This is a genomic window from Pseudomonas sp. B2M1-30 (genome assembly GCF_025447575.1).
Classification (GTDB): domain Bacteria; phylum Pseudomonadota; class Gammaproteobacteria; order Pseudomonadales; family Pseudomonadaceae; genus Aquipseudomonas; species Aquipseudomonas botevensis.
This window is the reverse complement of the sequence record NZ_JAOEJT010000009.1, coordinates 62,987-84,948: the sequence shown is the minus strand read 5'-3', so window position 1 is coordinate 84,948 and position 21,962 is coordinate 62,987. Positions and strand designations below refer to the sequence as shown.

Below are 21,962 nucleotides of genomic sequence, written 5' to 3'. Positions count from 1 at the left end.
GCGATTGCGCCAAAAAAGACCAACGCGTGGGCAGGGGGCGATGCATCAGGTAAACTGCCGCATCTTTTATACCTATAACGATTCGCCTGATGCCCACGACGTTTCATGAGATTCCCCGCAAGCGCCCGACCACGCCCCTGCTCGACCGCGCGAAGACGCCGGACGGCCTGCGCCGGTTAGGCGAAGCCGAGCTGGAAACCCTGGCCGATGAGTTGCGCCTGGAATTGCTCTACACGGTCGGCCAGACCGGTGGGCATTTCGGTGCCGGCCTGGGCGTCATCGAGCTGACCATCGCGTTGCATTACGTCTTCGACACCCCGGACGACCGGCTGGTGTGGGACGTCGGGCATCAGGCGTATCCGCACAAGATCCTCACCGGCCGCCGCGAGCGCATGGAAAGCCTGCGTCAGAAAGACGGCATCGCCGCTTTCCCGCGCCGTTCCGAGAGCGAGTACGACACCTTCGGCGTCGGTCACTCCAGTACCTCGATCAGCGCTGCGCTGGGCATGGCAATCGCCGCCCGTCTGCAAAACAGCGAGCGCAAGGCGATCGCCGTGATCGGTGACGGCGCGCTGACCGCCGGCATGGCGTTCGAGGCGCTGAACCACGCGCCTGAAGTCGACGCCAACATGCTGGTGATCCTCAACGACAACGACATGTCGATCTCGCGCAACGTCGGCGGTCTGTCGAACTATCTAGCGAAAATCCTTTCCAGCCGCACCTACGCGAGCATGCGCGAGGGCAGCAAGAAAGTCCTTTCGCGCCTGCCCGGCGCCTGGGAAATCGCCCGCCGCACCGAAGAATACGCCAAGGGCATGCTGGTTCCCGGCACCCTGTTCGAAGAGCTGGGCTGGAACTACATCGGCCCGATCGACGGCCACGACCTGCCGACCCTGATCGCCACCCTGCGCAACATGCGCGATCTGAAAGGTCCGCAGTTCCTGCACATCGTCACCAAGAAAGGCAAAGGCTTCGCCCCGGCGGAAGTCGACCCGATCGGCTACCACGCGATCACCAAGCTCGAACCGCTGGACGCCCCGGCCGCCGCGCCGAAGAAGGCTGGCGGGCCGAAGTACTCGGCGGTGTTCGGTGAGTGGCTGTGCGACATGGCCGCCGCCGATCCGCGTCTGGTGGGCATCACCCCGGCGATGAAGGAAGGCTCGGACCTGGTGGCGTTCAGCGAACGCTTCCCGCTGCGCTACTTCGACGTGGCGATTGCCGAACAGCACGCGGTGACTCTGGCCGCCGGCATGGCCTGCGAAGGCTCGAAACCGGTGGTGGCGATCTACTCGACATTCCTGCAACGCGGCTACGACCAACTGGTCCACGACGTGGCCGTGCAGAACCTCGACGTGCTGTTCGCCATCGACCGCGCCGGTCTGGTGGGCGAAGACGGCCCGACCCACGCCGGCAGTTTCGACCTGTCGTTCCTGCGTTGCATCCCGGGCATGGTCATCATGACCCCGAGCGACGAGAACGAACTGCGCAAGATGCTCAGCACCGGCCACCTGTACAACGGCCCGGCGGCAGTGCGTTATCCGCGCGGCAGCGGCCCGAACGCGGCCATCGAGAAAGACCTTGAACCGATCGAAATCGGCAAGGGCGTGGTGCGCCGTCAGGGCAGCAAGGTCGCCCTGCTGGTGTTCGGCGTGCAACTGGCCGAAGCGCTGAAAGTCGCCGAGAAACTCGATGCGACCGTAGTCGACATGCGTTTCGTCAAACCGCTGGATGAAGCCCTGGTGCTTGAAATCGCCGACAGCCACGACCTGCTGGTGACCCTCGAAGAGAACGCGATCATGGGCGGCGCCGGTGGCGCGGTCAGCGAGTTCCTCGCGCGGGAGAACATCCTCAAGTCGATGCTGCACCTGGGCCTGCCGGACATCTACGTCGAGCACGCCAAACCGGCGCAGATGCTCGCCGAGTGCGGACTGGACGAAGCCGGGATCGAAGCCTCGATCCGCGAACGCCTGGCCCTGCTCGACAAGTAAACACGAAACCCTGTGGGAGCGGGCTTGCCCGCGAAGACGGACGGTCAGTCGAAACAATCTGGACTGACACACCGCTTTCGCGAGCAATCCCGCTCCCACAGTCGTTTGTGCAGCCTCCAAAATTCAATTCGCCTCACGGATCACCGATGAACCTCCCGCGCTACGCCCTGCCCCTCTTCCTGCTGCCTGCCACCAATGTCCTCGCCGACACCTTCGAGCGCGATCAGGCCCTGAAGCTGCCGGACGTGGTGATCAGCGCCAATCGCCAGGTCGAGGCGCGCAACGACAGCAGCGCGGCCAACACCGTATTCACCCGCGAGGACATCGACCGCCTGCAACCGCGCAGTGTCACCGACCTGCTGCAGCGCGTGCCGGGCGTGCAAGTGGCGCAGGCCGGCGGGCGTGGCAGTCTGCCGGGGATCTACATTCGCGGCACGCAATCGGCGCAGAGCCTGGTGCTGGTGGACGGCCAGCGTATCGGCAACGCGACTTCCGGCGACAGCAACCTGCAACATCTCAACATCGAGCAGATCGAACGGGTTGAAGTGTTGCGCGGTTCACGCTCGGTGATTTACGGCAGCGACGCGATTGGCGGGGTGATTCAGATCTTCACCCGGCGCGGCAGCGAACAAGGCTTGCAGCCACGGATGCACATCGGTTTCGGCAGCAACCAGACCTGGGAGCGCAGCCTCGGTCTGTCCGGTGGCGACGAGCAAACCCGCTTCAACCTCGGCGCCAGCCTCGATGAAACCGCCGGAATCGACCGCTCGCACCAGTCCTATCCCAGCGACAGCGATCACGATGCCTACCGCAACCGGTCGGTCAGCCTGAGCCTTAGCCATGCGCTGAGCGACGACATCGAAATCGGCGCCAACCTGCTGGATAACCACGGCAAAAGCGAATTCGACAGCCCATTCGGGCCGTCCCAGCAGCAGCCCTACAGCGATTTCGACGTCAGCAGCCTCAGCAGCTACGTCGATGCCCGGGTCAACGAAACCTGGAAAACCCGCCTCGAGTTCGGCCACAGCGAAAACCGCGAAAAGACCCTCGACAAGCTCAGCGACGAACGCTCGGTGTTCAACACCTACCGCGACTCGGTGACCTGGCAGAACGATTTGACCCTGGACGCACGCAACAGCCTGATCCTGGGCGGCGACTGGTACGAAGACCGGGTCAACAGCAGCACCGCGTTCGACGAGGACAGCCGCTGGAACCGCGCCGCGTTTATCCAGCACCGTTATCAGGCCGACAGTTTCTCCACGGAACTGGGCCTGCGTCACGACGACAACCAGCAGTTCGGCAGCCAGAACACCTGGAGCGGCACGTTCACCCTGCCGCTGAACCCGGACAACGATGTGTTGCTGAGCTACAGCGAAGGCTTTCGCGCGCCGACCTTCAACAACCTGTATTACCCGCTTTTCAGCAACCCGAATCTGAAACCGGAGACATCGAAAAGCTACGAACTGCAATGGCGCAGCCAGCTCAGCGACAGCAGCCGCCTGGAAGCTTCGCTGTACCGGACCGATCTGCAGGACGCGATCATCTTCGGCAGCGACTCACGTCCGCAGAACGTTGCCTCGGCGCGAATCAACGGTTTTGAAGCGGCGCTGAAACAGGAACTGTTCGACTGGCAGAGCAACCTCGGCGTGGCAATCATCGATCCCCGCGACCGTGACAGCGGCCACACCCTCACCCGTCGGGCCCGCCGCACAGTGAGCTGGGATCTGGATCGGCAATTCGACCGCCTCGGCCTCGGCGCCAGTTGGCAGGCCGTGAGCGGCAGTTACGACGATATCGACAACACCCGGCGATTGGGCGGCTATGCCCTGTTCGGACTGCGTGGCAGTTGGGCGCTGAGCCGTGAGATCAAACTGGATCTGAAGGTCGACAACGTGCTGGACAAGAATTACAGCCGCGCGCTGTACAGCCATGACGGGAGTCAGTACGGCTATCGCGAAGAAGGTCGGGCCTTTATGTTCGGGGTGACCTGGACGCCGGAAATCTGACCGGGAATCTGCATCGTCAGGACTGGCCTCTTCGCGGACTTGCTCGCGAAGAGGCCGCGCGGTTTCAGCGCCCAGGCGCGATCAATTGGCAGAGCCTGGCCGTTGCTTCAATCATCTGTCCGCTCGGCCGCTCCAGACCTTTATCGGTCACCAACAGCAACTGCCCGCGCTTCACCGCCGCCACTTGTGGCCAGGCTTTCCACGCGTCGAGTTGAGCCTGATCCCCCGCCAGAATCACCTCGGGATTACGCTGTAACACCGCTTCGACGCTAACCTGCGGCGCCGGCAGTTGCAGATCGGCAAACACATTGCTTGCGCCGCAGACATCAAGCGCAGCGCTGATAATCTGCCCGCCCCCCACGGTGTACAGCGGCTTGTCCCAGACCTGGTAGAACACCTGCAACGGCGTGTCCCGGCGATAGCGCTGGCGCAGTTCGCTCAGCCGCTGGCGCAGATCCGTCGCCAGTTTCAGCCCGCGCTCGGGGCGGCCCAATTGTCCGGCAATACCTTCAATCTGCGTGGTCAGTTGGTCGAAGTCATGGGGTTCGGCGACGTAGGTGGGAATGTTCAGACGCTTGAGCTGATCGCGCTGGGCCGGCCCGACACTGCCGGGCCAGAGCAACACCAGATCGGGTTTCAGGCTCAGCAGACGTTCGATATCGAGCTGACCGTAGCGGCCCACCGAAGGCACATCCTTGAGCGCGGCCGGACGTTCGCCGGCATCCAGCACGCCTACCAGCAGGTCGGCGGAGTCCAGCTCAACAACGATTTCAGACAGGGACGGCGCGAGGCTGACCACCCGCAGCGCGGCCAGGCTCGGCGCGCTTGCGGCCAGCAGCAGAACCGCCAGCCACAGGCGACGCATCAGCCGAGTTGACGCGGGATACGGTAGAGGTAGAACAGCACCGCAGTGGACAGCGCCAGCAGCATCACCGGCACCGCCTCGAGGCCGACGAACACCGCCAGCGCACCGATCCACGCCGGCAGCGCCGCGGCGAGAAACGCCGTGCGACGACGGGCCGCCAGTTCAATCCAGGCAGCGGGCTCAGCGGGGGTATCGAGGGATTTTTGCGTGGCGATCAGTGCATGTTTGTAGCGGCCGAAAAACTTCAGGCTGACAAACATCGAGGCCACGCCGGCGATGAACAACGGCATCGCCAGCATCGGCAGAATCCCTTCTCCCTGGCCGAACAAGCCGTTGAGCACGAACAGCGGCACCAGCGCCAGCGCGAGGTATTTCCACCAGGCGACCGACAAGCGGCGGCGAACCTGTCCACGCGTCACGAATGATCGACCTCGCCTTGATGCTCGTTGCCCATCATGTGGTCGAGCTTGTCGGCTTTGGTCGCCAGATAGAGTTTGTTGTGCGGATTGTGCCCGGTGTGCAGCGGCACGCGCTCGGCGACCACCACACCCATATCGGTCAATGCTTTGACCTTGCGCGGGTTGTTGGTCATCAGACGCACGGACTTCACGCCCAGATGCTCGAGCATCGGCAGGCACATGGAGTATTCACGCTGGTCAGCGGCGAAGCCCAGGCGCTCGTTGGCTTCCACGGTGTCGGCGCCACCGTCCTGCAATTCATAGGCGCGGATCTTGTTCAGCAGGCCGATGCCACGACCTTCCTGGCGCAAGTACAGCAACACACCACGACCTTCACGGGCGATCGCCTTGAGGGCGGCTTCCAGTTGCGAGCCGCAGTCGCAACGCTGGCTGAACAAGGCATCACCGGTCAGGCATTCGGAGTGCAACCGGCCGAGTACCGGGGCACCGTCGGCAACCTCACCCAGGCTCAGCACGACGTGCTCGCGGCCGGTGGCTTCATCGAGAAAACCGTGCATGGTGAATTGCGCAAAAGGCGTTGGCAGCTTGGAAGCGGCGACAAAAACGACAGGCACCGGTGTGCTCCTGATCTAAAAGTCTGAAGATTCGCAGGCCGGCATTGTAACAGCAGGTTCCCGCAGGCGCTTAGGCTGAATTATCGGCCATAACGATCAAAAAGTTTGATGACTGCCCTGCCGCGGGAGTGCTGGAATCACTTCGCGTCAAACGGATACGGCTGCTTCCAGCGCTCGAATATCGGTTTCAGCTCGCCGCTTTTCACCAGCAGCTCCATGCGCTGGTCATAGAGCGCCAGCAATGCGCGCCCCTGCGGGGTGTCGGCGAAGCCGAGAAACAGCGGCAACTCGGCCAGATGCGAGTAGCGATATTGCCCGGGATCGGCGGCATCCCGGACCACCGCTTCGACTTCCGTCAGCGCATCGATGTAGTAATCCGCACGCCCCTGCCTGAGCATCGGCAGGATGCCGGTGCGGCGTTCGATCTGGTTGTAGCGCTTGATATTGGGCAGATAGTTTTCATAGCGATAGCCGCGCACCCAGGCCAGGCGATACTTGCCCAGCGTCGCCAGGGTCGGTATCGGATTGCTCGCCAGGCCCAGGGCGTAGATGTGGTCGGAGTCGAAATTCCACTGCGGGTACAGGACTTTCTCGGCTTCATCGCGATAGGAGCCGACCAGCGCATCGACTTCCTTCAACTGCACCAGTCCCACCGAGCGGGTGTATGGCACGGTGCGGATATCCAGTTGCACACCCGCCGGCTCGAACACCTTGCGCAGCACATCCCAAGCCAGTCCGTGACCGTCGGCGGCGGTGTAGTCTTCCCAGTCCTCGCTGGCCAGATGAATGACCGAAGGGGGCGCATCCTGTGCCCATGCCGCCGCACCGAGCAAGGTAAATACCACTATCGCCAACCAGCGTCGGGCCATCCCTAGTTCTCCCACATGCATCCCTTATCTAAATCCGCAAGATCAGGTGAAAATCCATACCAGCCCTTGCATCGCCAGCCAGGCGAACACGCCGGCCAGCACGTCGTCGAGCATGATGCCGACGCCGCCATGCACATGACGATCGATCCAGCGGATCGGCCATGGCTTGAGAATGTCGAAGAAGCGGAACACCACAAACCCCGCGAGCAACCAGTACCAGCCTTCCGGCACCAGCCAGAGGGTGATCCACATCCCGACCATCTCGTCCCAGACGATGCCTTCGTGGTCATGCACCCGCAGATCGTCGGCCACCTTGCCGCACAGCCAGAAGCCGAACAGCATGGTGATCCCGAGCATCAGCCAGTAGCCCCAGTCGGGCAGCATCTGCCACAACGGAATAAAGGGTAGCGCAACTAACGAGCCCCACGTGCCCGGCGCCTTGGGCAAGGTGCCCGAGCCGAAACCGAAGGCGAGGAAATGCCAGGGATTGCGCCAGACAGAAGGCGGGACGAATTCGGCCGGAACCTGTTTCGGGTGATCGGTCACGGTGTCTCCTGAAAATGTTGATAACCCCGGATTTGCGGGGTGATGTCATGGCCGTCGCGATCCAGCAGCACCACGCCCTGCCCCTCGGTCACCTGCCCGATTACATGGACAGGCCAGCCATCTGCCAGCAGTGCCGACAACTCGACAGACGGTAAGGTGAAGGCCAGCACATAATCGTCACCGCCGCTCAGCGCGGCACGTTCGGCACCGCGCTGGCCAAGAAAGCTCACCAGAGCATCCGACAACGGCACGCGCTCGCGTTCAACCTCAAGGCGTACCTGGGAGGCCAGCGCGATGTGGCCGCAGTCGGCGAGCAAGCCATCGGAGATGTCGAGGGCCGAAGTGGCCTTGCCGCGCAGGGCCTGGCCGAGGGCCAGTTGCGGTTGCGGCGACCAGTAATGATCGAGCAACGGCTGCGCGATGCCCGGCGCAGCGTCTCGCTGACCGAGCACCAGCGGCAAGGCCCCGGCGGCATTGCCCAGCTCACCGCCGACGCACAGCAGGTCACCCGGTCGGGCGCCACTGCGGGTCAGGGCCTGGCCGGCCGGGACCCGACCGAACACGGTCACGGTCAGGCTCAATGGCCCACGGGTGGTGTCGCCGCCGACCAGCGCCACGCCGCAGCTCTGCGCCATGCGGTTCAAACCACGGGCATAGGCTTGCAGCCAATCGGCGGTCACCTTCGGCAGGGTCAGGGCAAGGGTAAAGGCAACGGGCGTGGCGCCCATGGCAGCGAGATCGCTGACCGCCACGGCCAGCGAGCGCTGACCGAGCAGAAACGGATCGCAGGGGTCGGCGAAATGCACACCGGCCACCAGCGTATCGGTGGAAACCGCCAGTTGCTCCCCGGAGGGAACCGCCAGCAAGGCGCAGTCATCGCCGATCCCCAGGGCAACGCCCTCGCCGCCCTGCGCACAAGGCGCGGCGGCGAAGAAATTGCGGATCAGCTCAAACTCGCCCATGGCTGAGATAAAGCGTTCAAGCGCCGATCAGCGCTTGAACGCCTTCACTTCAGCTTCACGCAGGCGCGGGGCCAGCTTGTCGAGCACACCGTTGACGAACTTGTGGCCGTCGGTGGAACCGAAGACCTTGGCCAGTTCGATACCTTCGTTGATCACAACGCGGTAAGGCACGTCGACGCGCTTGAGCAGTTCCCAGGTGGACAGGCGCAGAACCGCCAGTTCAACCGGGTCCAGCTCTTCGATCGCCAGGTCCAGGCAAGGCTTGAGCGCGGTGTCGATTTCGGTGCGGCTGGCCGGAACCCCGTGCAGGATTTCGCGGAAATACGCGCCGTCGACATCGCTGAAATCGTTATCGACCCGGAATTGCGCTTCGATCTCGTTCAGCGAAGCCTTAGCCATGTGCCATTGATACAGGGCCTGAGTCGCGAGCTGACGGGCTTCGCGGCGCTTGGCGCTTTTCGATGGCTTGCCGGCATCCGCAGGTTTCGGATCGCGCGGGTTGAAACGATCGCTATCGTCGCTAATCACTTGGCCTCCAACTGCGCCAGCAGGCTGACCATTTCCAGAGCGGACAGGGCAGCTTCAGCACCTTTGTTGCCGGCCTTGGTGCCGGAACGCTCGATGGCTTGCTCGATGGAGTCGACGGTCAGGACGCCGAACGCGACCGGTACGCCGAACTCCATGGACACCTGGGCCAGGCCCTTGGTGCATTCGCCCGCCACGTATTCGAAGTGCGGAGTACCGCCACGAATGACCGCGCCCAGGGCGATGATTGCCGCGAACTCGCCTTTCTGGGCGACTTTCTGCGCAACCAGCGGGATTTCGAAGGCGCCAGGTGCGCGGATGATGGTGATGTCGCTTTCGCTAACGCCATGGCGAACCAGGGCATCAACTGCACCGCTGACCAGGCTTTCAACCACGAAGCTGTTGAAACGGCCCACTACCAGAGCGTAGCGGCCTTTAGGGGCGATGAAGGTACCTTCGATGGTCTTCAGGGTCATTCGTCAGATCTCTTAAAGAGCCGGGACGCGTCTGTTACGCGCCCCTCAGTGATTTATTTACCGCGAACGTTCGGCCGGAAACACCCGGTCATTATTCGGAGGGCACGTATTCTACAACTTCCAGATCGAAACCGGATATCGCATTGAACTTCATCGGTGCCGACATCAGGCGCATTTTGCGTACACCGAGGTCGCGCAGGATCTGCGAACCGGCACCGACGATGCTGTAGGTGGTCGGTTTTTTCACCGCTGCCTGATCGCCGGTTTCACGGATGTGCGCCAGCAGCACGTCACCGTCGAGCGGGTGCCCGAGCAACAGCACCACGCCGCTGCCGGCCTCGGCAACCGCAGCCATGGCGGCGCGCAGGCTCCAGCGGCCCGGTTGTTTGACCATCAGCAGGTCACGCAGCGGGTCCATGTTGTGTACGCGAACCAGGGTCGGTTCTTCGGCGCAGACATTGCCCAGGGTCAGGGCCATGTGTACGTCGCCTTCCACCGAATCACGATAGGTCACCAGGTTGAATTGGCCCAGTTCGCTGTCCAGCGGCTGCTCGGCAATCCGCTGAACGGTACGTTCGTGGATCATCCGGTAGTGGATCAGGTCGGCGATGGTGCCGATCTTGATGTTGTGTTCGGCGGCGAATGCTTCGAGTTCGGCGCGACGGGACATGGTGCCGTCATCGTTCATCACTTCGCAGATCACACCGCTCGGCTCGAAACCGGCCATGCGCGCCAGGTCGCATGCCGCTTCGGTGTGGCCGGCACGGGCCAGGGTGCCGCCGGCCTGGGCCATCAGCGGGAAAATGTGGCCAGGGCTGACGATATCCTCGGCCTTGGCGTCTTTCGCGGCGGCCGCCTGCACGGTGCGGGCGCGGTCAGCGGCGGAGATACCGGTGGTCACGCCTTCGGCGGCTTCGATCGAGACGGTGAACTTGGTGCCGAAGCCGGAACCGTTGCGCGGGGCCATCAGCGGCAGCTTGAGGGTTTCGCAGCGCTCGCGGCTCATCGGCATGCAGATCAGGCCACGGGCGTGCTTGGCCATGAAGTTGATGTGCTCGGCCTTGCAGCATTCGGCGGCCATGATCAGGTCGCCTTCGTTCTCGCGGTCTTCGTCATCCATGAGGATGACCATCTTGCCTTGGCGGATGTCTTCAACCAGTTCTTCGATGCTATTGAGCGCCACAAGGCACCCCCTTCTTTGGGAATTTGAGCTTCAGGATTTGAGATAGCCGTTTTGGGCCAGAAAGCTTTCGGTGATGCCACCGGACGTCGGCTCGGCCGCCTTGTCGCCCAGCAGCAGACGCTCGAGATAGCGCGCCAGCAAGTCGACTTCCAGGTTCACCCGGCGGCCAGGCTTGTACGACGCCATGATGGTTTCGCTCAGGGTGTGGGGGATGATCGTCAGGAGGAATTCGGCGCCGTCGACCGCGTTCACGGTCAGGCTGGTGCCGTCAACGGTGATCGAGCCTTTATGGGCGATGTACCTGGCCAGCTCCTTCGGCGCGCGGATGCGAAATTCCACGGCGCGGGCATTGTCGCTGCGCGAAACCACCTCGCCGACACCGTCGACGTGACCGCTGACCAGATGCCCGCCGAGACGGGTGGTCGGCGTCAGGGCTTTTTCCAGATTGACCGGGCTGCCGCTTTTCAGGTCATTCATGGCCGTGCAGTCGAGGGTTTCGCGACTGACATCGGCGGCAAAGCCGTTGCCCGGCAGCTCGACGGCGGTCAGGCAGACGCCGTTGACGGCGATGCTGTCGCCCAGTTTGACGTCGCTCAGGTCGAGCTTGCCGGTTTCGACATGCACCCGTACATCACCGCCCTTGGGGGTCAGTGCGCGGATACTGCCGATGGATTCGATGATGCCGGTAAACATGGGGTTCTCCTTGAGAACGAAGCCAGCGCTAACGCGATGGCCGAAAATTATACGCTCGTCGATGGCACAGGGATGGCAGTGACTCGCCAGTCATCGCCCACCGCACGAATTTCACTGATTTTCAGCTCTGGCGCGTCTTTCATGTACGCCAGCGGCCAGTCGAGCAGCGGCCGTGCCGTCGAGCCAAGAAACTTGCCGGCGATGAAGATCACGAACTCATCGACCAGCCCTTGCTGGGCAAACGCACCGGCCAATCGCGGGCCGGCCTCGACCAGCACTTCGTTGACGCCACGGTTGGCAAGCTCGACCAGCAATTGATGCAGATCGACCTGACCGTCCGCGCCCGGCACGTTCAGGCACTCCGGACCGTTGGCGTACTGTTCTTCGACCGCCATGCAGGTGGCGACCAGCGCCGGGCCGGCCTTGAAGAACGGCGCATCCAGCGGCACCCGCAGACGCCCGTCGATCAGCACCCGCAGCGGCGGACGGCTCATAACCAGCGCGGTCTGCCCGGCATCCAGTCCCAACTCGTCCGCGCGCACGGTCAAACGGGCGCCATCGGCCAGTACCGTATCGGCACCGGTCAGCACCACGCTGGCCTGGGCGCGCAAACGCTGCACCGCCGAACGGGCGGCCGGACCAGTGATCCATTGGCTTTCGCCACTGTCCATCGCCGTGCGGCCGTCGAGACTCATCGCCAACTTGACCCGCACGAACGGCAAGCCGTGCTCCATGCGCTTCAGGAAACCCTGGTTGAGCTTGCGCGCCTCGGCTTCCAGCACGCCGCTTTCAGTGGCGATGCCGGCATCGGCCAGACGCTGCAAACCGCGTCCGGCGACTTGTGGATTGGGATCGCGCATCGCCGCGACCACCCGCCCGACGCCGGCCTTTACCAGCGCATCGGCGCACGGCGGCGTGCGGCCGTGATGGCTGCAAGGTTCGAGCGTGACGTAAGCGGTGGCGCCGAGGGCCAGATCACCGGCAGCGCGCAGGGCGTGGACTTCGGCGTGCGGTTCGCCGGCGCGTTCGTGCCAGCCTTCGCCGACGATCTGCCCGTCGCGCACGACCACACAGCCGACCCGTGGATTGGGATGAGTGGTGTAGTGACCCTTGCGCGCCAGCTCCAGGGCGCGAGCCATGAAATGGGCGTCGAGGATGGCCTGCTCGGCGGTGCTGGTCATTCTTTCACCGGCTCGCGGGCGAGACGGTCGATCTCTTCGCGGAACTCGTTGAGATCCTGAAAGCGCCGATAGACCGAGGCGAAACGGATGTAGGCCACTTCATCGAGCTTCTTCAGCTCGGCCATCACCAGTTCGCCGACCACGAGGGATTTGACCTCGCGCTCGCCGGTGGCGCGCAGCTTGTGCTTGATGTGGACCAGCGAGGATTCGAGACGCTCGACACTCACCGGGCGTTTTTCCAGGGCGCGCTGCATGCCGGCGCGGAGTTTTTCTTCGTCGAACGGCTGGCGGCTGCCATCGGTTTTGATCAGGCGCGGCAACACCAGTTCGGCCGTCTCGAACGTCGTGAAACGCTCGCCGCAGGCCAGGCATTCACGCCGGCGGCGCACCTGCTCGCCCTCGGCGACCAGACGCGAGTCGATGACCTTGGTGTCGTTGGCACCGCAGAAGGGACAGTGCATGGTGGCTGGCAACAAAAAAAGGGAGGGCCATGGTAGCGCATCCCGGTGGCAAGACAAGCCATAGGCTTTGCGGTATACAGACTGCCATGATCGTTTGATCCATGGATTTCATTTTGCCGGAGCTGCCAATGCCGTTACGTCCGCTCGTTTTGCTCAGCCTTTTCACCCTTCTGGTGGCCTGTGGCAGCGACGCACCCAAGCCTCAGCCGCCGACACCCGGCCCGGCGCCGCAGCAGGCGCAGAAGAAAGCCCGGGAAGCCGCCGACCTCGGCCCGCTGCCGGCCTATCAACGTGAGCTGAGCGGCACCCTGCAAGGCGTGCCGGCCGGCGCCGAAGTCGAACTGGCGCTGCTGGTGATCGATGAAAAGGATCGCCCGCAACAATTGCTCGCCAGCTCCAGCCTGATCGGCAACAACCAGATCCTGCCGTTTCATCTGCGCTTCAACCCCGAAGCCTTCCCGGCCGGTGCGCGGGTTGAACTGCGCGGTCGCGCCAGTCAGTCCGGGCAGTTGATCCTGCATCTGCCGTCGCAAACCATCACCCAGCCGACCACCCAGGCCCTGGGCCAACTGCAATTTGTCAAAGCACCATGAATGCACCGCTCGACCTGCAACGGGCCTTGGGTGAACTGCTCGGCGATGCGCGTCTGGTCGCCTGCCCGTTGCCGGACACCGATCTGCAACTGTGGCTGATCGACGGCGACAACATGGCCCGGGAATTCACCCCGGACGAAACCCGGCGGATTCTCCATGAACCGCCCTACTGGAGTTTCTGCTGGGCCAGTGGATTGGCGGTAGCGCGTTATCTGGCCGAGTTTCCCGAATGGGTCCGGGGCAAACGGGTGCTGGATTTCGGCGCCGGTTCCGGAATCGCCGGGATTGCCGCCGTGAAGGCCGGTGCGCTGGAAGTGGTGGCCTGCGATCTCGATCCGCTGGCGATTGCCGCGTGCCGGGCGAACGCCGAACTCAACGACGTGCACATGAATTACTCGACGGACTTCTTTGCCGAGCAGGATCGCTTCGATCTGATCCTGGTGGCGGACGTGTTGTACGACCGGGAAAACCTGCCGTTGCTCGATGCGTTTCTAAGCCGTGGCCGCGAAGCGCTGGTGGCGGATTCCCGGGTGCGGGATTTTCGTCATCCGCTGTATCGGCGCATCGAAATGCTCGAAGCCATGACCCTGCCGGATCTGGCCGAGCCGCAAGAGTTTCGGCATGTCAGCCTCTACCATGCGGCCCGTGCCTGACCGTATAGTTGCCCCATTCACGCTTTTACGAGATGCCCCATGAGTCAGCAAACGCCGTACATCTTCGACGCCACGACGGCCGATTTCGACCAGTCGGTGATCGAAGCCTCCTTCCAAAAACCGGTGCTGGTGGATTTCTGGGCCGAATGGTGTGCGCCGTGCAAGGCGCTGATGCCGATGCTGCAAGGCATCGCTGAGAGCTATCAGGGCGAGTTGCTGCTGGCCAAGGTCAACTGCGACATCGAGCAGGACATCGTCGCCCGCTTCGGTATCCGCAGCCTGCCGACCGTGGTGCTGTTCAAGGACGGGCAACCGGTCGACGGTTTCGCCGGGGCGCAGCCGGAGTCCGCCGTGCGTGCATTGCTCGAACCCCATGTGCAAATGCCGCCACCGGCCGCCGCCGATCCGCTGGAACAGGCCCAGGCGCTGTTCGATGACGGCCGCTTCGCCGATGCCGAAGCGGTGCTGGTGGTGCTGCTGGGCGAAGACAACACCAACGCCAAGGCGCTGATTCTCTACGCCCGCTGCCTGACCGAACGTGGCGAACTGGGCGAGGCGCAAACCGTGCTCGACGCGGTCAAGACCGATGAGCACAAAGCCGCGCTGGCCGGCGCCAAGGCGCAGATCAAGTTCCTCGGCCTGGCCCGGGACTTGCCGGACGCCGCCGACCTGAAAAGTCGTCTGGCGCAGAATCCGCAGGACGATGAGGCGGTGTACCAACTGGCGATCCAGCAACTGGCCCGTCAGCAGTACGAAGCGGCGCTGGACGCGCTGCTCAAGCTGTTCATCCGCAACCGCAGCTACGGCGAGGGCCTGCCGCACAAGACCTTGCTGCAAGTGTTCGAGCTGCTGGGCAACGATCACCCGCTGGTGACTGCCTACCGGCGCAAGGTGTTCGCGGCGCTTTACTGAAGATTTAAAGATCGCAGCCTGCAACGGGCTGCGATCTTTTTGCCGCTTACTCGATCCAGCTATAGAGCGGCGTATCCCCGCCATTCGCGACTTTCACGTCCGCACTGTGGCGCAAGCGCACCAGCAAACGCTTGCCCGCCACCGCACTGCCGGTCAGCCCTTCCAGTTGATCCAGCAGATCCGGCCCGCTGAGTTGCCCGGCCTTGCGCAACAGATCCCTCGCCACCTGCCACAACGCATCGTCCTGATTCTGCGGCTTCGCCGTGGGCGTTGTGGTGGCCGGTTGAGCCGTCTGCACCGACATACCGAACTGCGAGCCGAGCCGCGCCCAGTCGCTCTCATCCAGCTCCAGCGTCAAGTCCACCGGCAAGTCGCCGACGGTTCCGCGTATACGCAACATGGGGTTCGCTCCTGCACATTTCTGACCTGCATGCTCCCATGAGTCTTGTGTAACACCAAGTGTCCAGACGGCACGCATGACTGGCTATCGACTACATTTTTTCTTTTTTCAGGGAAAGGATGCCCATGTCTTCAGGACGAAAACTGGCGTCGAAGGGAGGCCCGACTTCGACGGGCGGCGTGATTCTCGAGGGAAATGAAAATCTCCTGATCGAGGGAGAAATTATTGCCTCTATCGGACAACTCGCCAGTTGTCCGGCGTGCAGCCCAGGCAAAGGCCCGATCGTAGCGGTGGGCGAAAGAACCCTGATTCTGCCCGCCGGTCCGGCCGCGCTGGAAGGAGACTACGTCGCCTGCGGCTGTCCGCCCATGGCCAACAAGCTGCTGACCCAGCAACACAGCGGCTTCGCCGGCATTGGTCGTCCCGCCCCCATCGATATGGGCCCAGCAATTGCGGCCCTGGCTGCGCATCGTTATCTGCAAGTGATCATCGAACGCCAGGACGATACGAAAAAACCAGGGCTGGCCTACAAGCTCAAAGACAAGAAAAAGATCGCCGTCCTGCAGGACAGCACCTGCACTGCTACCGGTGAAGGTTGCGAGCACCGGGTCGAAAACCCTGAGGATTACGACACGCTCATGGTCGGAGAGGAAGCCGAATGGACGTTCTACTCCTATGAAGAACCGCTGAAACAGGATCTGTCATGAAATCGGAAATCAAGCTGGTCTTTAAAGACTTCCTGATGCAGCCACCAGGAGGTGTAAAGTTTCAAATGTTGATTGATGGGCAGGTCGTCGATGACAACATTGTCCAAAAGAAGGACACCCCCTTTACCTACTCCCTTGTTTCAGACAAAGAGCAAACCGTTATCACCCGCGACGATGCGAAGAAGCTGCCGTCGATCAAAAACCGCAAGACCCACGACGTGGTCATCCAGATCATCGGTGTTTCCGGCACGAAAAAGGCCGTCAACGAATCCACGCTGACCCCGGGTAATCTGCTGACAATCGTTGCAGTATCACCCTGGGTGAAGGTCCCCCTGTCCAACACCGGTGCCGTTACCCAGGACATGTTTTATGAAGTGGAATACGGCGTGAAGCGCCAAAACAAGACCAATACAGTGAAAGTTGTCATTCAGGATCTGCCACGCAAGATACTGTTAGAGGCGCTCTCGCATCGCAACTCCACAGTCTGGGCTGGCGATCGGAGTAAAAAGTCCTTGCCGCACAGGACCGCCGATGAGTCCAGCAAAAGCGTCGAATTCCCCGCCAACACCCACAAATGCAACCTCTTCGTTTATGACGTGCTGACCGCCGTGGGAATCAACGTGGCACTGATCGAACACGGCAAGTCGAAATACATTCCTGGATACTCAAAAGTCGGCCCGCCGTTGGCCGGAGAGTGGGCTGACGAAAATCGTTTGCTTAAGAGCTGGAGCGTGCAACGCTCACCTCTACCCGGCGACGTCGGTGCATATGCTGTCAATTATTCGGATGCCAGCGGACATGTTGGTTTTGTCTTGATTCAGGGCGTATGCATTTCTGCTGGCTGGGAGAAAATCGAAGTCAACGATGTCGGCTTCCGTCAGAGGTCCGGCAACGCCCATGCCAGCGATCACGACTTCACCATCTTTCGGCGATACAAATACAGCACACCACAATGAAACGTCTTCTCTGGATAGTCCTGACTGCTTCACTTTTACTGATTGTGGCATGGCGATTTTGGTCGCCCGCCAACCTTTCAGCCTGTACCTACCAGAACACAGCGCCGGGTCCGCTCACCGCCGTGATCCGCAATTATTTTGAGGGTAACAGCCGTATCGACTGGCGGGATATGGACGACCGTTTCGACATACTCTCTACTCCCGAAGGCCAGAAAATCGCTGGCGAACCCAAGCCGTACACCTGCGAAGCACTGCAGATACTACAAAGCCCGGCGTTCAGTCAGAGTGAAAAAATCTTCACCACTGCGTTGATGTTCGAGTTACCGATCGGTCAATACATGGGGCTCATGGATCGCAGCCATCAACTCTACGCTGAGGGCAAAATAGACCGGGAAGTTATGAAACTGGTGACACTTCCGCGCGGAACAGCCCTCAACTACTGGTGGCTGCCGGCCTGGCGCGAGCGCTTTGCTCGCGATGCGCCGAGCATCCTGGATGCAAATCTGATCAGGCAAGTGCTATCGGGACACTACTGGTTCGACTACCCCGGCGTAGGCTACTGACTCAAAAATCGTGACCTCCAATCTACGCGCCGCCCCGCAAGCTTCCGGGCGGTGCCTAGTCACGTCTTGCGCAAAGTGGGACAGGCGGGCAAACTCTGCGCACTTTCGTTATAAGATTACATAACAAACTCTTCACTTTACTTCCCGGAGACCGCCATGCGTCGTCTGCTGCTCGCTTTGCCGTTTGCCCTGTTGCCGCTGGCCGTTGCCCATGCCGTCGACGAACATGACCACGATCATGAACACGGCAGCCTCGGCGCCCATGAACATGGCGTCGGTCGCCTCAATGCCGCGCTGGATGGGCAAACCCTGGAACTGGAGCTGGAAAGTCCGGCGATGAACCTTGTCGGCTTCGAACATGCCGCCACCAGCGACGCCGACAAAGCCAAGGTCGCCGCCGCCCGTGCGCAACTGGAGAAGCCGCTGGCGCTGTTCAACTTGCCAGCCGCCGCCGGTTGCAAGGTCGTCAGTCAGGAACTGGAGAGCCCGCTGTTCGGCGACAAGCCGGACGCCGACGACCATGACGATGAAGAAGCGAACAAGGACGGTCACGAGCATCACCACGACCACAGCGAAATCCACGCGCATTACCAGTTCAGTTGCGCGACTCCGGGCGCGTTGAAGACGCTGGATCTGGCGAACATCTTCAACACTTTCCCGGCGACCCAGAAAGTCCAGGTACAACTGATCAGCGCCAGCGGCCAGCAGGGCACGGAAGTCACCTCCAAGGCACCAGCCCTGAAGTTCTGAACGGCATGAAGACTCCCTGTGGGAAGGGACTGCCCCCTCCCACAGGGGATTATGTTGAGTGAGACACCACCCGATCCCATGAAAACCGCGCCATGACCCAAGCACTCATCGAACTGTCCGACCTGGGCTTCAACTGGCCCGGTCACCCGCCGCTGCTGGACATCCCGGCGTTTCGCCTGGAACCGGGCGAAACCCTGTTCCTCAAAGGCCCGAGCGGCAGTGGCAAGACCACCCTGCTCGGCCTGCTCGGCGGGGTGCAGAAGCCCGGTCGCGGCAGCATCCGCCTGCTCGGCCAGGAGCTGACCGAACTCGGTGCCGGCGCGCGCGATCGCTTTCGGGTCGATCACACCGGCTACATCTTCCAGCAGTTCAACTTGCTGCCGTTTCTTTCGGTGCGCGAGAACGTCGAACTGCCGTGCCACTTCTCGAAACTGCGCGCCGAGCGGGCGAAGCAGCGTCATGGCAGTATCGATCAGGCGGCAGCCACCCTGCTCGCCCACCTCGGTCTGCAGGATGAAAACATCCTCGGGCGCCGCGCCGACTCGCTGTCGATCGGCCAGCAACAACGGGTCGCTGCGGCCCGTGCGCTGATTGGCCAGCCGGAACTGGTGATTGCCGACGAGCCGACTTCGGCACTGGATTACGACGCCCGGGAAAACTTCATTCGCCTGCTGTTCGCCGAATGCCGCGAGGCCGGTTCGAGCCTGTTGTTCGTCAGCCACGACCAGAGCCTGGCGCCGCTGTTCGACCGTCATCTGTCCCTGGCCGAGCTCAATCGCGCCGCCACGTCTGCCGAGGTCTGAGATGTATTTGCTCCGTCTGGCCATGGCCAGCCTGGCCAACCGCCGTTTCACCGCACTGCTGACTGCCTTCGCGATCGCCCTTTCCGTGTGCCTGCTGCTCGCGGTGGAACGGGTACGCACCGAGGCCAAGGCGAGCTTCGCCAGCACCATCAGTGGCACCGACCTGATCGTCGGCGCCCGCTCGGGATCGGTGAACCTGCTCCTGTACTCGGTGTTCCGCATCGGCAACGCCACCAACAACATCCGCTGGGACAGCTTCGAACACTTCGCCAACGATCCGAAGGTGAAGTGGGCAATCCCGATGTCCCTCGGCGACTCCCATCGCGGCTACCGGGTGATGGGCACCACCGAAGCGTATTTCGAGCATTACCAGTACGGCCGCCAGCAACATCTGGAACTGGCGGACGGCCGCGCCTTCGCCAGCGATCCGTTCGAAGTGGTACTCGGCGCCGAAGTCGCCGACGCGCTGCACTACAAGCTCGGCGACAAACTGGTGCTGGCCCATGGCGTGGCGGCGATCAGTCTGGTCAAGCACGACGACAAGCCGTTCACCGTGGTCGGCATTCTCAAGCGCACCGGCACGCCGGTGGATCGCACGCTGCACATCAGCCTCGGCGGCATGGAGGCGATTCACATCGACTGGCACAACGGTGTGCCGGCCCGGGGCAATGGCCGGATCACTGCTGATCAGGCGCGCAACATGGACCTGACGCCGCAAGCGATCACCGCGTTCATGCTTGGTCTCAACAGCAAGATTTCCACCTTCGCCCTGCAACGGGAGATCAACGAGTTCCGTGGCGAGCCGATGCTGGCGATCCTGCCGGGCGTGGCCTTGCAGGAGTTGTGGAGCCTGATGAGCACCGCCGAAAAAGCGTTGTTCGTGGTGTCGCTGTTCGTGGTGCTGACCGGGTTGATCGGCATGCTCACGGCGATTCTCACCAGCCTCAATGAGCGGCGCCGGGAGATGGCGATTCTGCGTTCGGTCGGCGCACGCCCCTGGCACATCGCGAGCCTGCTGGTGCTGGAAGCCTTTGCCCTGGCGCTGACCGGGGTGATCGCCGGGCTGGGGTTGCTGTACATCGGCATCGCCGCCGCCCAGGGTTATGTGCAGGCCAATTACGGTCTGTATCTGCCGCTGGCATGGCCGAGCGAGTATGAATGGACGCTGCTCGGTGGCATTCTGGCGGCCGCGCTGCTGATGGGCAGCGTACCGGCCTGGCGCGCGTATCGCCAATCCCTGGCCGATGGCCTGTCGATCCGTTTATGAGGATGTTCACCATGCCCCGCGCCGTGCTCGCGCTGTTGCTGCTGGTCGCCCTGCCCGTGTGGGCGGCCGCACCGAAAGACCTGACCTGGTCGGAGATGATCCCGCCGGACGCCGCGCCGGAAGTGCCGAACATGACCCCGCTGCACGACCTGTCGAAGATGGGCGATGCGCTGTCCGCCGAGTCGGCACCCGCCGCCAAACAGGACATGCCCAACGCCCCGGTGGTGCAGAGCCTGGACGGGCAGAACGTCCGTCTGCCGGGCTATATCGTGCCGCTGGAAGTCAGCGAAGAAGGCCGCACGACCGATTTCCTGCTGGTGCCGTATTTCGGCGCCTGCATCCACGTACCGCCACCGCCGTCGAACCAGATCGTGCATGTGAAAAGCGAGCTGGGGGTGAAACTCGACGAGCTGTATCAGCCGTATTGGGTCGAGGGGCCGTTGCAGGTCAAGCAGTCCACCAGCGAACTGGCCGATGCCGGGTATCAGATGGAGGCGGACAAGATTTATGTGTATGAGCTGCCGGAGTGATCCGGCAGTTTTGTGCTGTGTGATCCGTCGAGTTCGCGGGCAAACCCACAAAGTTCCAGCGAAAAACCTGTCATCACTGTTTCATTGAGCTGAGTCAAAAGACCGTATCAGACGGATTCGTACCATAGGACATCAAACATTTTTAACGTCCTTTGGGAGCTTCCATGAACAAGTCCTTGCTCAGCGCCTCGCTGTTTGCCCTCGCGCTTGCAGCCCCGCTCGCCCATGCCCACGAAGCCGGCGACATCATCGTTCGCGCCGGTGCGATCACCGTCAACCCGAAGGCCGACAGCTCCAGCGTCAAGGTCGATCAGGGTCCGCTGAGCGGCACCAACCTGGGCGGCAAGGCGACCATGAGCAGCGACACCCAACTGGGCCTCAACTTCGCCTACATGCTCACCAACAACATCGGTATCGAGTTGTTGGCTGCCACGCCATTCGAGCATGACGTGAAGCTCAAGGGCACCGCCCTGCCGGCTGCCAACGGCAAGCTCGGCACCCTGAAACACCTGCCGCCGACCCTCAGCGTCGTCTACTACCCGCTGGACTCGAAGTCGGCGTTCCAGCCGTACATCGGCGGCGGCATCAACTACACCTGGATCTACGACGAACACGTCGGCAGCGAAGCCCAGTCCAACGGTTTCAGCAACTTCAAGGCGAAAAACTCCTGGGGCCTGGCCTGGCAGGTCGGCGCCGACTACATGCTGACCGACAACATCATGCTCAACGCCCAGGTGCGCTACATCGACATCGACACCCGCGCCACCGTCGAGAACAACGCGGTCGCCCCCGGCACCCGCGCCAAGGTGAATGTGGATGTCGATCCATTTGTGTACATGGTCGGTCTGGGCTACAAGTTCTAAGCCTCGATTCAAAAGAACGTTCACGTGGTGGTGAATGAGGCTCAATGGTGAGCAGGCTTAGAACTGACGGCGACGGCTCTGCGGTCGCACGGGGATAATTTCCCTTGCCACAGGATTTTCCAGGGTTGTAACGGAATTCCGGCCGTGAAAAAGGCGCCTGTTGAAGGGCGCCTTTTT

Annotated in this window: 26 protein-coding genes; 13 read left to right on the top strand and 13 right to left on the bottom strand. The window is 62.3% G+C overall.

Annotated features, from left to right (window positions below; genetic code table 11):
* Positions 1–89: 89 nt before the first annotated feature.
* Complete coding sequence (gene dxs / locus N8H74_RS18255) at positions 90–1,988, top strand: 1-deoxy-D-xylulose-5-phosphate synthase (RefSeq protein ID WP_262149259.1); 1,899 nt, start codon at positions 90–92, stop codon at positions 1,986–1,988.
* 146 nt (positions 1,989–2,134) lie between these two features.
* Complete coding sequence (locus N8H74_RS18250; protein WP_262149258.1) at positions 2,135–3,994, top strand: TonB-dependent receptor; 1,860 nt, start codon at positions 2,135–2,137, stop codon at positions 3,992–3,994.
* A gap of 64 nt (positions 3,995–4,058) precedes the next feature.
* Here the strand turns inward: N8H74_RS18250 and N8H74_RS18245 are convergent, their stop codons facing one another.
* The 12 genes from N8H74_RS18245 to nrdR form a co-directional block, all read right to left on the bottom strand.
* On the bottom strand, positions 4,059–4,859 hold the full coding sequence (locus N8H74_RS18245; RefSeq protein ID WP_262149257.1) for a cobalamin-binding protein: 801 nt from the start codon (positions 4,857–4,859) through the stop codon (positions 4,059–4,061).
* Entirely contained in the window at positions 4,859–5,278 is a 420-nt protein-coding gene (locus N8H74_RS18240; RefSeq protein WP_217830214.1) for an MFS transporter, read from the bottom strand. The genes N8H74_RS18245 and N8H74_RS18240 overlap by 1 nt, the downstream gene beginning before the upstream one ends.
* Positions 5,275–5,892, bottom strand: coding sequence for a GTP cyclohydrolase II (gene ribA, locus N8H74_RS18235; RefSeq protein WP_217830215.1), 618 nt, complete (start codon positions 5,890–5,892; stop codon positions 5,275–5,277). The genes N8H74_RS18240 and ribA overlap by 4 nt, the downstream gene beginning before the upstream one ends.
* A 137-nt stretch (positions 5,893–6,029) precedes the next feature.
* Entirely contained in the window at positions 6,030–6,761 is a 732-nt protein-coding gene (locus N8H74_RS18230) for a transporter substrate-binding domain-containing protein (protein ID WP_217830217.1), read from the bottom strand.
* A 42-nt stretch (positions 6,762–6,803) separates the two neighbouring features.
* Positions 6,804–7,307 carry a phosphatidylglycerophosphatase A gene (locus N8H74_RS18225; protein ID WP_262149254.1) on the bottom strand — a complete coding sequence of 168 codons (504 nt, stop codon included), beginning with the start codon at positions 7,305–7,307 and terminating at the stop codon, positions 6,804–6,806.
* On the bottom strand, positions 7,304–8,269 hold the full coding sequence (gene thiL, locus N8H74_RS18220) for a thiamine-phosphate kinase (protein WP_262149252.1): 966 nt from the start codon (positions 8,267–8,269) through the stop codon (positions 7,304–7,306). The genes N8H74_RS18225 and thiL overlap by 4 nt, the downstream gene beginning before the upstream one ends.
* A 27-nt stretch (positions 8,270–8,296) precedes the next feature.
* Entirely contained in the window at positions 8,297–8,797 is a 501-nt protein-coding gene (gene nusB, locus N8H74_RS18215; RefSeq protein ID WP_217830220.1) for a transcription antitermination factor NusB, read from the bottom strand.
* Positions 8,794–9,270, bottom strand: a complete 477-nt coding sequence (ribE, locus tag N8H74_RS18210) for a 6,7-dimethyl-8-ribityllumazine synthase (RefSeq protein WP_003228649.1) — start codon at positions 9,268–9,270, stop codon at positions 8,794–8,796. The genes nusB and ribE overlap by 4 nt, the downstream gene beginning before the upstream one ends.
* A gap of 91 nt (positions 9,271–9,361) precedes the next feature.
* Positions 9,362–10,453, bottom strand: coding sequence for a bifunctional 3,4-dihydroxy-2-butanone-4-phosphate synthase/GTP cyclohydrolase II (ribBA, locus tag N8H74_RS18205; RefSeq protein ID WP_217830222.1), 1,092 nt, complete (start codon positions 10,451–10,453; stop codon positions 9,362–9,364).
* A gap of 30 nt (positions 10,454–10,483) precedes the next feature.
* A complete protein-coding gene (locus tag N8H74_RS18200) occupies positions 10,484–11,146 on the bottom strand; it encodes a riboflavin synthase (protein ID WP_217830223.1) in 663 nt (220 codons plus the stop codon).
* Positions 11,147–11,193: 47 nt separating this feature from the next.
* Complete coding sequence (gene ribD, locus N8H74_RS18195; RefSeq protein ID WP_262149249.1) at positions 11,194–12,327, bottom strand: bifunctional diaminohydroxyphosphoribosylaminopyrimidine deaminase/5-amino-6-(5-phosphoribosylamino)uracil reductase RibD; 1,134 nt, start codon at positions 12,325–12,327, stop codon at positions 11,194–11,196.
* Entirely contained in the window at positions 12,324–12,788 is a 465-nt protein-coding gene (nrdR, locus tag N8H74_RS18190; protein ID WP_007906838.1) for a transcriptional regulator NrdR, read from the bottom strand. The genes ribD and nrdR overlap by 4 nt, the downstream gene beginning before the upstream one ends.
* A gap of 128 nt (positions 12,789–12,916) precedes the next feature.
* Between nrdR and N8H74_RS18185 the strand changes: the two genes are divergently transcribed.
* From N8H74_RS18185 to trxA, 3 genes are read left to right on the top strand one after another with little or no spacing between them, the layout of a single operon-like run.
* The gene (locus N8H74_RS18185; protein ID WP_217830226.1) at positions 12,917–13,381 is read left to right on the top strand and encodes a YbaY family lipoprotein; all 465 of its coding nucleotides are present in this window, start codon (positions 12,917–12,919) and stop codon (positions 13,379–13,381) included.
* Positions 13,378–14,034, top strand: a complete 657-nt coding sequence (locus N8H74_RS18180) for a 50S ribosomal protein L11 methyltransferase (RefSeq protein WP_262149246.1) — start codon at positions 13,378–13,380, stop codon at positions 14,032–14,034. The genes N8H74_RS18185 and N8H74_RS18180 overlap by 4 nt, the downstream gene beginning before the upstream one ends.
* A gap of 39 nt (positions 14,035–14,073) precedes the next feature.
* Positions 14,074–14,946, top strand: a complete 873-nt coding sequence (gene trxA, locus N8H74_RS18175) for a thioredoxin (RefSeq protein WP_217830228.1) — start codon at positions 14,074–14,076, stop codon at positions 14,944–14,946.
* Between the two features lie 46 nt (positions 14,947–14,992).
* Here trxA and N8H74_RS18170 read toward each other — a convergent pair whose 3' ends face one another.
* Positions 14,993–15,346, bottom strand: a complete 354-nt coding sequence (locus N8H74_RS18170) for a hypothetical protein (RefSeq protein WP_262149241.1) — start codon at positions 15,344–15,346, stop codon at positions 14,993–14,995.
* A 125-nt stretch (positions 15,347–15,471) separates the two neighbouring features.
* On the opposite strand from N8H74_RS18170, the gene N8H74_RS18165 reads away from it, so the two are divergent.
* The 8 genes from N8H74_RS18165 (at position 15,472) to N8H74_RS18130 (ending at position 21,785) form a co-directional block, all read left to right on the top strand.
* Positions 15,472–16,053 (top strand): PAAR domain-containing protein, encoded by a 582-nt coding sequence (locus N8H74_RS18165; RefSeq protein WP_262149239.1) that lies wholly within the window; start codon positions 15,472–15,474, stop codon positions 16,051–16,053.
* Positions 16,050–17,009 carry a CHAP domain-containing protein gene (locus N8H74_RS18160; RefSeq protein WP_262149237.1) on the top strand — a complete coding sequence of 320 codons (960 nt, stop codon included), beginning with the start codon at positions 16,050–16,052 and terminating at the stop codon, positions 17,007–17,009. Before N8H74_RS18165 ends, N8H74_RS18160 begins: the two co-directional genes overlap by 4 nt.
* Positions 17,006–17,572, top strand: a complete 567-nt coding sequence (locus N8H74_RS18155; protein ID WP_262149235.1) for a hypothetical protein — start codon at positions 17,006–17,008, stop codon at positions 17,570–17,572. The genes N8H74_RS18160 and N8H74_RS18155 overlap by 4 nt, the downstream gene beginning before the upstream one ends.
* Positions 17,573–17,728: 156 nt before the next feature.
* Complete coding sequence (locus N8H74_RS18150) at positions 17,729–18,322, top strand: DUF2796 domain-containing protein (protein ID WP_217830232.1); 594 nt, start codon at positions 17,729–17,731, stop codon at positions 18,320–18,322.
* 92 nt (positions 18,323–18,414) lie between these two features.
* Positions 18,415–19,125, top strand: a complete 711-nt coding sequence (locus tag N8H74_RS18145) for an ABC transporter ATP-binding protein (RefSeq protein ID WP_262149232.1) — start codon at positions 18,415–18,417, stop codon at positions 19,123–19,125.
* A 1-nt stretch (position 19,126) separates the two neighbouring features.
* A complete protein-coding gene (locus tag N8H74_RS18140; RefSeq protein ID WP_217830235.1) occupies positions 19,127–20,392 on the top strand; it encodes an ABC transporter permease in 1,266 nt (421 codons plus the stop codon).
* A gap of 11 nt (positions 20,393–20,403) precedes the next feature.
* Positions 20,404–20,922 carry a DUF3299 domain-containing protein gene (locus N8H74_RS18135; RefSeq protein WP_217830237.1) on the top strand — a complete coding sequence of 173 codons (519 nt, stop codon included), beginning with the start codon at positions 20,404–20,406 and terminating at the stop codon, positions 20,920–20,922.
* Between the two features lie 164 nt (positions 20,923–21,086).
* On the top strand, positions 21,087–21,785 hold the full coding sequence (locus N8H74_RS18130) for an OmpW family outer membrane protein (protein ID WP_065259536.1): 699 nt from the start codon (positions 21,087–21,089) through the stop codon (positions 21,783–21,785).
* The last annotated feature ends 177 nt before the right edge of the window (positions 21,786–21,962 follow it).